This window comes from Peloplasma aerotolerans, from assembly GCF_030012175.1.
GTDB classification, from domain to species: domain Bacteria; phylum Bacillota_I; class Bacilli_A; order Acholeplasmatales; family Acholeplasmataceae; genus Peloplasma; species Peloplasma aerotolerans.
In genome coordinates, this window is the sequence record NZ_JASCXW010000004.1 from 99,789 (window position 1) to 112,743 (window position 12,955).

A 12,955-nucleotide genomic window follows, 5' to 3' on the forward strand; every position below is an offset into this window, starting at 1 on the left:
AAAAGGAGTGTTAAACAAATGAAAAAAATTCTTTTTGCTTTACTATTCTTAGTATCAACTGTTGCATTAGCAGCATGTAATGATACAGCTACGGATCCAGTTGAAACGCCAGTCGACACGCCTGTTGACACACCAGTTGAAACACCTGTGGAAACGCCTGTCGATTCTGACCCTGGTAAGACATATGATATTGACATAGATACACTTGATTTAGGTGGTAAAATTATCAGTTACTATACGCATGTAAGTACTGAAGATAATCCATTTGCTGAAGGTTATGTTGGTACAGACAAAGAAGCTTATCAAACATTTTTAACAAATCTTCAACAAACGTACAATTTCACCTTGTCATTTAAAGGTTGGACAGATTACAATAATAGAATTACTGATATCGCTTCACATGTTTTAGGTGGGGGAGGATCAGCTATCGTTCGATCACCAGAATTAGAATTTATGCTAGACTTAATTTCTGCAGGTTATTTATCAAATATAACACATGTAGCGAATGCTTTAAAAGATGAATATGCAGTTAACGATTGGCAAGTACAAGCGGGTACCGTTCAAGATAACGTCTTTGCAATTCAAAATAAAGATGGTGTTGAGTATGTTGAACTTTTGGTTTATAACAAAACATTAATGACAGCAGCTGGTATTGAGAAGACACCTACACAAAGATGGATTGATGGAGAATGGACTTTAGACACAATGGGTGACTATTTAAATCAACTCAGACTTGAGTATGGAAATTCTCCGTATCCTATGGCAATTACTCCATACCATATCGCAATGTATGGTCCTGCAGCTAATGGATCACAATTTGTAACGAGTGAAGGTAATTTAAATTTACTAAACACAGCAACATTTGACGTAATTTACAAGTATAAAGATTGGTATGATTATGGGTATATACGTCCGATGAACTTCAATATGGGCTATATATTGAAACATTCAATTGCAAATGCGTGGGCAAATCAAGACTCAGTATTTGGGGTTGCAATGATGTGGCAATTAGAAGGATTTGCACAAAACGTTAGCTTTGAGTATGGAATAGTTCCATTCCCACAGGCTGATGGTAAAACAAAAGATGATTATTATACAGCAATCAACCCTGGTGACCTTCAAATGGTAACGATTGGCAATGATGCTGATGAAGTTGCAACTATTATGTTTTTAATTAATGAGTTCCATAAGGAAAGACGCGAAGAAGAGCTTCAAACATGTTTAACGAACAATCCTGAAGCAACAGCAGTTGAATGCCAAGCAATTGAGAATGTTCAAAAATATTTAAGATTGTCAAACGAAATAGATATTGCTCAAGCTGAAGAAGTGTTTTCATTTTTACAAGGAACGCTTGAATATAATTCAATTCGATCAAATGATCTCGCCTATTTAAACGGTGAAATACTTTATGTACAAGCAGTTCAAGACTATTTCCAATCAGGTGGATCACCTAGAAACTACATCGATGCGATTATTCCACAAATTAATGAAAACATTCGTAGAATGCTAGATGCTATCGCAAGTAGTTTATCTTAATGACTTTGAGTCGACGATATGCAATCATAAACACACTCATATCGTCGACTATCTTTTTATTATTTACTTGAACCACTATTTTTTGGAGGATTGAAATTGAAGAAGAAAATCATCATTGGAATTATTTCCATCATCTTTATAATTGTTAGTATCATTTCAGTTATAAATTCAAATAAACCTTTATATTCGGGTGATATTTCAACTTACCTCACTGACATAAGTGATGTTTTATTGATAGAAGGAAGTTATTCTGCATATATGGAAGAGCATCGTGATCATTCAATCGTATCAAATGAAGAGGTTGAAGTTAACCTTTTAAATGATGTTGTATCATTACATACTGATATGGACTATCATATCGTTGATGAGATGATTGTAACATTGGAAGAAGGAATCATTACATGGTCTTTTGATGTAGCAACAAGTGGTTTATACAATATTTACATTGAGTATTATCAAATCGTTGAATTAGAAGCATTAAATATATTTGGGAAAACCTCTAGTATTGAACGTTCAATAAGAATCAATGGTGAACTTCCTTATGCTGAATTTGAGCAAATTAGATTATCAAGAATATGGGAAGATGAAACAGAAATTTTAACTGATTCCATGGGAAATCAAATTCGTCCAAAACAAATTGAAAAAGTGCGATTAGTTCAAACATATATTGAAGATTATGAAAAATATACAGTGGATCCATATTATGTTTTTCTTGAGGAAGGATACAATACCATTTCATTTGAATCAATTAGAGAACCTTTGCAAATTAAAAAATTATCATTCATCGGACTAGAACCCGTCAAAACTTATGAAGAAATCAAATTGGAGTATGAACAAAACAACTATCAAATTGTAGAAAATCAAATGATTCTTGTTGAAGCTGAAAACATGTTTGAAAAAAACTCACCGACAATGATTCCTCTAGCTGACACATCAAGTTTATTATCATACCCTCAATATAAGGGTAATCAAACTGTTTTAAATGTAATGGGTGTTTACTCATGGAGACTTCCCGGTTATTGGGTATCTTATAAAGTGGATGTACAAGAAAGCGGATTATATGCTTTAAATTTCAGAATGAAACAGGACATCAAACAAGGTTCGTTTGTTTCTAGGCAGTTAAAAATTGACGGAAATGTTCCATTTAAAGAAGCATCTTATTTACCTTTTTCTTATAACTCTTCATTTAATAATTACGTTATTGGGACTGAAGAAGAGCCTTACTTGTTCTATTTAGAAGCTGGAATACGAGAAGTCAGTTTTCAAATTAGTCTTGGAAATATTGGAGAAGCTGTCAATCAAGTTAATCAATCGATTAACGCATTAAATCAATTATATTTAAGAATTATCATGTACACGACAGTCAATCCTCAACCTTATAGAGATTACCAGTTGGAAAATAACATCATTGGTTTAAAAAATATTCTTGAAACTGAATATAATAGATTGACAGAAGTCATTAATAGTTATCATTCAATTAGTTCAGGAAGCGCAGCACAAACTTCTATTTTATCTAATATGAGTTTGCAGTTAGAACGTTTTATCGAAAACCCTGAGTTAATTGTTAGAGAGTTAACAAGTATGGAGTCCAATGTTTCAGCACTAGGAACCTGGATTATGCAAGAAACAGAACAACCATTAACCATAGACTCTTTTGCATTTTTTGATCCAAACCAAACGTTGCCACGTGGTAAGGATAATATATTTGAATCTGTGTGGCATGAGTTTAGAAGATTCTTTTTCTCGTTTTTTAACAACTCTGATAGTTTCAGTGGTTCAGGAGATGGTGAAACCATAAGGGTATGGGTTACCGCAGGACGTGATAATGCACAAATACTAAGAAGAATGATTGATGATTCATTTAGTCAAGATATCAATGTGGAACTCGAGCTTGTCAATAGAGATGTATTGCTTAGAGCTACTGTATCAGGGCAAGGACCTGATATTGCTTTAATGATTGCGGAAGGTACGCCAATCGATTTTGCTTTTAGAAATGCAGCTTATGATTTGACAACATTTAGTGATTTTGATGACATATCCTCACGTTTTTATGAAAGTGCCTTAACACCTTTTCAATATTTGGATGGTATATATGCACTACCTGAACAACAGACATTTCCTGTATTCTTTTATCGAACTGATATCTTTGAAGATTTGTCACTTGAACTTCCAACAACTTGGGATGAAGTCTACTTATTGTTGACGCAACTCAATACAAATAATCTAGATTTCTTTATCGATTCTGGGTCAACTTCATTATCTATTGCAGTTACCAACACGATATATGCTGGTCTATTCGGAACGGTATTATACCAACATGGTGGATCATTTTACTTAAACGAAGGCAGAGAAACTGGATTATTGACAGATCAAGCTGGAGAAGCATTTAGAATGTTTACACAATTCTTCACAAGCTATGGTGTTCCAACGCAAGCTAATTTCGTTAACCGTTTTAGAAGTGGTGAAATTGCTGCTGGTATTATGGATTACTCAATATATAACACATTAGTCGTATTCGCACCTGAGATAAGTGGTAAATGGGCGATTGCAACTGTACCTGGTTTTGATGAAGAACACCAAATGGTCACCAGCAATGTTCCTTTTGCATCCATGATGCTGAAAAATACAAAAAACCCTGAAGCATCTTGGGAGTTTATGAAATGGTGGACATCAACAGATATTCAAGTCGAATATGCAAGAGAGCTCGAAACCATAATGGGTGCAGCAGCACGTTATCCTACTGCAAATAAAGATGCATTAGCAAAACTTTCGTGGCCATCTAAAGATTTAAACATTATTCTTGAACAATTAAGCAGAGCTGAGGGGATCCCTCAAGTTCCTGGAGGATATATGACAACAAGAATGTTTACATATGCATTTTTATATGTTGTAAATGATGGTTATAATCCTCGTGAAGTGCTGAATGAGTATGCTCAAGAAATCAATAGAGAAATCAGACTAAAAAGAAGAGAGTTTAATTTAGATTAAATTGAAATGAGGATTTTCAATGACCCAAGTAGAAGCGACAAAAAACATGTCCTTTAAACAAAAATGGAATATGAATAAGTTTCTGATTAAGAAGAATAAAGTCTTCTATTATATGCTTGCTCCATATTTTATTTTGTTTTTTGTCTTCACTGTTTTCCCTGTCTTAATGTCTATGGGATTATCCCTTTCATATTTCAATATGCTCGAACCACCAAGATTTATAGGTTTTAATAATTATTTAAGACTATTTCTTGATGATGATGTTTTTATGACTGCAATTAAAAACACGTTTGTTCTTGCAATTATAACTGGACCTGTCAGTTATTTATTGGCATTTGTTTTTGCTTGGTTAATTAATGAGTTACCTAGAAGACTAAGAACATTTATGACTTTAATATTTTATGCTCCTTCATTATCTGGTGCTGCATTTACAATATGGCTGTTAATTTTCTCGGGTGATATCTATGGATTTGCTAATGCATATCTAATCAGATTCAATATTATAAGAGAACCCATTTTATGGTTGCAAAATCCAGAGTATGCATTGCCTATCTTAATTATTGTTCAGTTATGGATGAGTTTAGGTGTTGGATTTTTGGCATTTATTGCTGGTTTGCAAAACTGCGATCGTACACTTTATGAAGCGGGAGCAATTGATGGTATCAACAATAGATGGCAAGAACTTTGGTTTATCACACTCCCTCAGATGGTTCCACAATTAATGTTTGGTGCAGTAATGCAAATAACAGGTTCATTTGGGATTGGGCTACTATCAAAAAACTTACTTGGTTTCCCAAGTACAGACTACTCAGGACACACTATTATCAACCATCTTGATGATTTCGGTATGATTAGATATGAATTAGGATATGCATCTGCAATTGCAACTGTCCTCTTCTTATTTATGATTTTTGCTAACAAATTTATCCAGAAAATCTTGAGAAAGGTGGGAACTTAAGATGAATTCTACTTTAGTTAAAGATTTTAAAACCTACCTAAGAAGTAGAAAGACGAAAAGACTAAATCGCTCAAGAGTAATGGATATGCTATTGTTTATTGCACTTGCTGGGTTTGGTTTATTTAGTGCATGGCCACTTATTTATGTAGCAAGCAATGCATTTAAACCCTTGGATGAAATCTTTAGATTCCCTCCGCAATTAATCGTTAGAAACCCAACTTTTCAAAATTTCAGTGACCTTTTTAGAATTTTGAATGATTCTTGGGTTCCATTATCAAGGTATTTTTTCAACACGCTATTTTATACTGTAGCAGGGACTGCAGGTCATGTTATGCTATCTTCAATGGCTGCGTATCCACTCGCTAAATATGAATTCCCTGGGAAAAAATTCTTATTTGCAATTGTCGTGTTATCATTAATGTTTGCTGTGGAAGTTACAGCTGTTCCTAACTATATTACCATCTCAGCAATTGGCTTAATCAATACGCCATTTGCTCTTATATTGCCTGCCTTTTCCGCTTCATTAGGGTTGTACCTATTAAAGCAATTTATGGAGCAAGTTCCAATGGCACTCATTGAAAGTGCTCGGATGGATGGAGCAAGTGAAATGACGATTTTATTTAAGGTAGTCATACCTCAAGTTAAACCAGCAATATTAACGCTTATCATATTTTCATTTCAAGGGCTATGGGCAGCAGTTGGTGGTTCATTTATTTACAGTGAACGTTGGAAAACCATGACGGACGCAATTTCATCAATAGTTGCTGGTGGCGTTGCTAGAGCTGGTGTTGCAGGTGCAGCTTCTTTACTCATGATTAGTGTCCCTATTATTGTATTTATTATCACACAAAGTAATGTTGTAGAGACCATGTCAACATCTGGTATAAAGGAGTAGATGATCTTATGAAAAAATTACTGATTTTATCTCTACTAATGGCATTGATTTTCTCTTGTTTCAGTATTATCACAGTCAAGGGAATGAGTTATAATTATGACTACTTTGGTAAAGCTGTTCATGCCCCTGCAGCTTATAGCTATAAAACTGAAATTAACTCACATAGTGCTAATATCTCAAGTTTTGTTAGACTTGCAGATGTTGAAGTTCATAATGATAAAATATATGTTTTAGATGAGGCTATTGGGTTATATGTTTTTGATAGTGATATGAATTTTTTGTACCATTTTCAAAGTTTTATCAATGAAAATGAAACCACAGATCGTTTAAGACGATCAACGTCAATTGCTGTCACTGATGAATACATTTATGTAGCAGATACTGATACTGAACGAATTGCCATTCTTTCTCATTACGATGAAAATGGACAAGATCTTCATAATATCCGTTACGTTAAATCCATATATATGCCAGAAGACATTCCATCGATGCAAAATATCGCATTTAAACCACTCAAAATAGATGTTGATCGTTCTGGTAGAATTTTCGTAATCAACCGTGATGTTTATGAAGGATTGATGGAATTCGATTTTGATGGGAATTTTAAGCAGTTCTATGGAACTAATGAAGTTGAGATTAATTTGATCGATTATTTTTGGAGACAAGTTATTTCGGATGAAGCAAGATCTAGACTTCAACTTTATTTACCTGTTGTATTTACAGCATTGGCTATCGATAGTTCAGGATTTGTTTATACGACTACTGAATCAGCAAATGTAAATCCTATTCAAAAATTCAATTATAAAGGTGAAGATATCTTAATTCAAAATGGAAATATTCCTGTCATTGGTGATGTGAGTTCTGAACCTGATAATAAAAGCACATTTCGTGCAATTGATATCAATGATTACGGTATATATATTGCGCTAGACCGAACTATGAATCGTATATTCAGTTATAACGACAATGGTGAATTGCTCTACATTATAGGTAACAGAGGGTCAACAATCGGAACTTTTGAGGTTCCATCAAGTATCAAGTGGTTTGGAGATAACATTTTAATTCTCGATCAATCTCTAGGCAAAGTGTTTATATTTGAACCCACTGAATATGGAAATAATATCAATCAAGCAGTCTATCATTATTATCATGGTGATTTTGAAACCTCAAAAGATTATTGGGAAGAAGTCTTAAAGTTGAATACGAACTATGACTTAGCCTATGTTGGCATTGGAAAAGTCTTTTACCAAAATGAGCAATATCAAGAAGCAGTTGAGTTTTTTAGATTAGGAAATAATCGAGTTTATTACTCAAGAGCTTATGAAAAATATCGAAACGAATGGTTAAGAAGTAACTTTACATGGCTATTTTTAGGTGCTGTTGTCCTTATAGGGACTGCAGGATATTCGTTGAGGAGGAAACCTGAATGAACCATTTAAAGCGTTTAAAAAACGAATTTTGGACAATCCCTGTCCAATTGATATTCAGACCCTTCAAGGGATTTGAGAGTATAAAAGATAAAGAAACAGGTCATGTCGCAGTATCAGGTATTTTCATATTTATGATGGGTATACTTTCTATTATCGAATATCAGTATACTGGATTCATCATGAATACCTTTGATCCCAGAGAAATGAATGCGATTGTTATTCTTGTTACTTCGATTTTTCCGTTATTGTTAATCATTTTAGCCAATTGGTCAATGACAACATTAGTAGATGGAAAAGGAAAAATGATTGAAATATTCAAAATGTTAGGTTACGCATTATTTCCTTTAATCATCGCAAGAATCGTCGGCGTCATTTTGAGTAATATGGTTGTTGATACAGAAATTATTTTTGTCCAAGTCATTATTGGATTTGGTATGATATGGACCATTTTTACAGTTTTGATTGGATTCATTGTGATTCATCAGTTTTCACTATCAAAAACTATCTTAACAGTTGTTTTAACTATAATTTCGATGATGGTCATTATTTTTATCTTATTACTGTTTTTCAGTTTGTTACAACAAATGACTGGTTTTATATGGTCTTTTATAGAAGAACTTTTGTATCGAATCAATAGGTGATTAAATGAATAAGTTAGAGTTTATGGCAAAACTAAATAGCGCAGTTAAATATACAAAAACTCATTTAAAGATGGTATGCATCGGCATATTGTCTCTCTTTGCATTCATTATAGCCTTAAATTTTATTTTTAGTTTTAGATTAAAAGAAAGACAAATCGAAGTTCCAGATGTTAATTACACAATAGGAGAAAAAATAGAAATTGATTATGCGGCAATTTCTGCGCAATTATCACCAGAAGTGATTGAAGTTATTCCTGCATCTAGTGATTCTAATGATATGAGTTTATCTATAAATTTGGTGTCCACAAACATCATCATCGAAAATCATGTTACTGGAACAATATGGGAAACACTTAAAGTCGACGAGTTTTTATCTTTAAACAACCAAACATTGCAAAAGTCGCCTTTAATATTGACATATATGTATGATGGGTGGAGTACGGGTAAAAGATTAGATGCTTATACGCATAGCATATCTAAGCAAGCTTATGAAATAGAAATGATTGATGGTGGTGTGCGCATCATTTATCATATGGCTGTTCATACCCCAAGTTTATCTTGGATGCCACAACGCATCACTTCTGAATTGTATAACACACTCTATACAGCTACTGATGCTTCTGGAAGAATTGCTTTAGAGAGAATTTATAGTTCTCCATCGGGTACAAACTTTTACCAAATTGTTAGTTCAATTGCCCAACCATTTATTGATCGTATCTATGATGTTTGGTATAACGAATATGGTCTAACCATTGAAACACTCTTTGAGTTGAATTCATATTTCAATATTAGAAATACATTTATTGAGATGCCTAGTTTCAAAGTACCTGTAGAATATATCCTTGATCAAGGAGAACTCGTTGTCAAAGTTGTTTTACCTGAAATAAAAGAAGAAAGTGTATCCTTTGAAGAAGGAAAAACATTATTTATTCAAGATATAGATGTTCTCCCCTATTTTTTCAGCTCTCTCAATAAAAATGACGCTTATATGTTTGTCCCAGATGGATCAGGTGCGATTATTGATTTAAGTTTACCAGATTATAATTATACAAGGTATACAAAACCTGTGTATGATAATCGATCATTAATCAGTTCTGTCTATTCAACATATCAAGATCAAGAAAAAATATTAATGCCAGTCTTTGGATATGCAAATGAAAATAGAGCTATTTTTGCAATTATCGAATCTGGAGCAATGCAGAGTTTAATGCAAGTTAGAAGATCTTCAAGTGCCAATAACCTCAATGCAATTCATCCTACAATTATTTATCGCTATAAAGATATTTATAGTCTAAGCGGCATTGATATTGATATGTATAGTAATCCGATGAATGATACTTCATACCAAATTAGGTATCAAATGATTGAACATGAAGATGATGATGTACATTATATGGATATGGTTGAAAAATACCAACAATATTTGTTTGAAGATAAAATCAGACAAGCCGTGGGTCCTGCAATTAAAATCGAAATGCTAGGAGCAATTCTTGATCGAGCATTTTTCGTAGGTATCCCATATGATCAGATGATTAGTTTAACATCATATCGTGATGTCATAGACATCATGGATTCATTTAAAGATTTAGACATTATTAATTATGTCTATCAAGGATGGTCTAAAGGTGGAATTAATGGTCAATATGTTACAAATCTTAAACTAGAACGCGTTTTAGGAAATGATAAATCCTTTAAAGCACTTAATGAATATGTAGCCACCCAAGGTATTAACTTATCATATGATATTCCGATTATAGAAGTATATGAACAAGGAAATGGCTTTAGAAATAACCAAAATGGTGTCCGACTCATCGGTGATTATGCTCAATCGTTTTACCCCTATCATTTAGCATCTTTATTAATGGATGACAGTAATGATTTAGGTCGATATTATTTATTAAGCCCTAACTATTTAACTTCTGCTGTAGATCGTTTTATTAAACAAGATAACTATCATTTAATGCATCTATCATTAAGAGATTTAGGTTCGACTTTTATAACAGATTATGGTAGAGCATCAAACTCACCATCAGTAGTTGAAGATCTTATTAATGAAAATCTTGAACATTTGGCATTACATTATGACTTGACCTTAAATCAACCTTTTGTACACGCTACAACTTACGCTAATCACCTTACAAATTTGCCAAGTTCAAGTTCCAATAACTACATATTTACATATGATATCCCGTTTTATCAATTGGTATTTAATGGTTATAAGACATACGACTTGGAAAGTACGAATTTATCAAATCAATCATCGAGTTGGACGATGTTTTTAAAGGCAATTGAAACTGGTAGTGCAATGCAATACACCATTAGCAAAACCAATAGCAGTGTAACAAAGACATCACCATATTACAACTATATTTATTCAAGTGATTACCTTGTTTGGAAAGACGAAATTATGGATTATGGAAACCAACTTAAAGCGATTTACTCTGTTTTAGATGATGGCATCATCATCAATCATCAGACGATAGAACCAGGTTTTGTTATTTTGACATATCAAAACGGTTACCAATTACTCATCAATTACACCCCTCAAAACAAAACTTATAATTCAACACTTGTAGAAGCATCAAATTATGTGATCATTGGAGGTTAAGGTGAAAAAGAAGAAACTAACACTTCATCAGAAAAAACAACTTTATAATCTTCTATTCATATCACCATGGTTGATTGGTTTTTTAGTCTTGTTTCTTAAACCTATCATTGAAACTGTGATTTATTCATTTAATTATATTGTTCCTACTGCGGATGGTATGTCTATGACACCGATTGGATTCGACAACTACACACGCTTATTTACAAGTTTTACTTATAATCTTGATGGTACTGTCTATCCATTTTTAAGATTGATGTATGAGTCTATTTCTGGAACTTTGATTGAACTTCCTATTATTATTATATTTAGTTTAATGATTGCTATTTTACTGAATCAAAAATTTAAAGGTCGTGGATTGGTTAGAACTATCTTCTTTCTTCCAATTATTTTTGGGTTAAGCGTTTTAAGTAACTTATCTGTAACAGATGCAATGCGAGTTTTTTTAGAGCAAACCATAGCAACACAACCTATATACAAGTTCTTTGACATTTCGTTTTTATTCGAAAGAAGTGGTATTCCTGTTTCATTTATGCAAGTTTTAGAACAAGCAGTTGTTCAAGTGTTTCACATCATCTCGTTTTCAGGGGTACAAATCTTAATCTTTTTAGCAGCACTGCAATCCATTAATCCTACTCTCTATGAAGTTGCAGATATTGAAGGTGCATCAAAATATGAAAGTTTTTGGAAAATTACACTACCGATGATTGTACCCATTATTATCACAACTATCGTTTATACTTTTGTTGATGTTTTATACCGTTCACCAATCACACAAGTCATCCAAGATACAGCCTTTACAGATTTAACTGCTGGTCCTGGTCTTAGTTCAGCAATCTCAGTTATTTTCTTAATTTTGACAATGGCACTTTTAGCCCTGATCTTATTCTTTGTTAGAAAGGGGGCTCACCATTATGAACAGTAAGAAACTTAACTATAAAATGAATCCCTATCGTTTTAAAAAACTCATAACGAAAATATTGGTTGTCGTTTTTAGAACACTGTTGATTTTAGGTATTTCCTTTATTATCTTATACCCATTGATTGAAAGTATATTACCTGCGATTACGGATTATAATTACCTAGGTCGGCCAAACTCAATTTGGATTCCACTTAGATTTGGTTTTTTGTCATTTGAAATTGCAATTCACTTATTGGATTATTGGAGTGCACTCGTAAAGACATTTATATTTTCTACATCCATGATGATTGTACAATTATTCGCAAGTGCTATTGTTGGATACGGATTTGCTCATGCTGACTTTAAAGGAAGTAAATTATTATTTATGTTTGTGATCTTAACTATTATTGTACCTCCACAAACCATTATGTTACCTCAATATTTTCATTTTCAAAACTTTGATATTTTTGGCATTATTGAGTTTATCAATGGTAGTTCCCTAAATCTTTTAGGTAAAAGTGGTGTGATTTATTTGATGTCTGCACTTGGCATGGGATTTAGATCAGGATTGTTCATCTTCTTATTTAGACAATATTACAAAGGTTTACCAAAAGAATTAGAAGAAGCTGCATTAATTGATGGTTGTGGATATTTTAGAACATTTTTTCAAATCATATTACCCAATACTGCTTCAATTATGTTAACTGTTGGTGTGTTCTCATTTGTTTGGAATTATGGAGATACTTTCTATACTGGATTGTTTGCAGAAAATTCGGGATTACTTGCTCAATTTTTAGGACAGCGATTTAGTACAACCATTTGGGTTTCAAATGCATTTAATGAGTTGACGCTTCAACCACAAGGTGCACAAGCAAATCCACTATTACTTGGAGCAGCTCAAGGTGCTGCAAAAGTGTTATTTATTTTACCTTTATTAATATTGTATTTCATTATACAAAGAAAGTTTGTACAAAGCTTCGAAAGATCTGGCATTGTTGGCT

9 protein-coding genes are annotated in these 12,955 nt (G+C 33.0%); all 9 read left to right on the forward strand.

The window, feature by feature from the left end; genetic code table 11:
* Positions 1-18: 18 nt before the first annotated feature.
* Positions 19-1,536, forward strand: coding sequence for a hypothetical protein (locus tag QJ521_RS02530; RefSeq protein ID WP_282838845.1), 1,518 nt, complete (start codon positions 19-21; stop codon positions 1,534-1,536).
* A 96-nt stretch (positions 1,537-1,632) separates the two neighbouring features.
* Positions 1,633-4,524, forward strand: coding sequence for an extracellular solute-binding protein (locus tag QJ521_RS02535; RefSeq protein ID WP_282838846.1), 2,892 nt, complete (start codon positions 1,633-1,635; stop codon positions 4,522-4,524).
* Between the two features lie 19 nt (positions 4,525-4,543).
* Positions 4,544-5,482: a carbohydrate ABC transporter permease gene (locus tag QJ521_RS02540; RefSeq protein WP_282838847.1), complete on the forward strand. Its 939-nt coding sequence runs from the start codon at positions 4,544-4,546 to the stop codon at positions 5,480-5,482.
* A 1-nt stretch (position 5,483) separates the two neighbouring features.
* Positions 5,484-6,377, forward strand: a complete 894-nt coding sequence (locus tag QJ521_RS02545; RefSeq protein WP_282838848.1) for a carbohydrate ABC transporter permease — start codon at positions 5,484-5,486, stop codon at positions 6,375-6,377.
* Positions 6,378-6,385: 8 nt separating this feature from the next.
* Entirely contained in the window at positions 6,386-7,807 is a 1,422-nt protein-coding gene (locus QJ521_RS02550) for a hypothetical protein (protein WP_282838849.1), read from the forward strand.
* Complete coding sequence (locus QJ521_RS02555) at positions 7,804-8,448, forward strand: Yip1 family protein (RefSeq protein ID WP_282838850.1); 645 nt, start codon at positions 7,804-7,806, stop codon at positions 8,446-8,448. The genes QJ521_RS02550 and QJ521_RS02555 overlap by 4 nt, the downstream gene beginning before the upstream one ends.
* Before the next feature lie 4 nt (positions 8,449-8,452).
* The gene (locus tag QJ521_RS02560) at positions 8,453-11,056 is read left to right on the forward strand and encodes a DUF5696 domain-containing protein (protein WP_282838851.1); all 2,604 of its coding nucleotides are present in this window, start codon (positions 8,453-8,455) and stop codon (positions 11,054-11,056) included.
* Between the two features lies 1 nt (position 11,057).
* Positions 11,058-11,978: a carbohydrate ABC transporter permease gene (locus QJ521_RS02565; protein ID WP_282838852.1), complete on the forward strand. Its 921-nt coding sequence runs from the start codon at positions 11,058-11,060 to the stop codon at positions 11,976-11,978.
* Positions 11,968-12,955 (forward strand): carbohydrate ABC transporter permease (locus tag QJ521_RS02570; protein WP_282838853.1); only part of this gene is annotated, 988 nt, incomplete at its 3' end. The genes QJ521_RS02565 and QJ521_RS02570, both read left to right, overlap by 11 nt.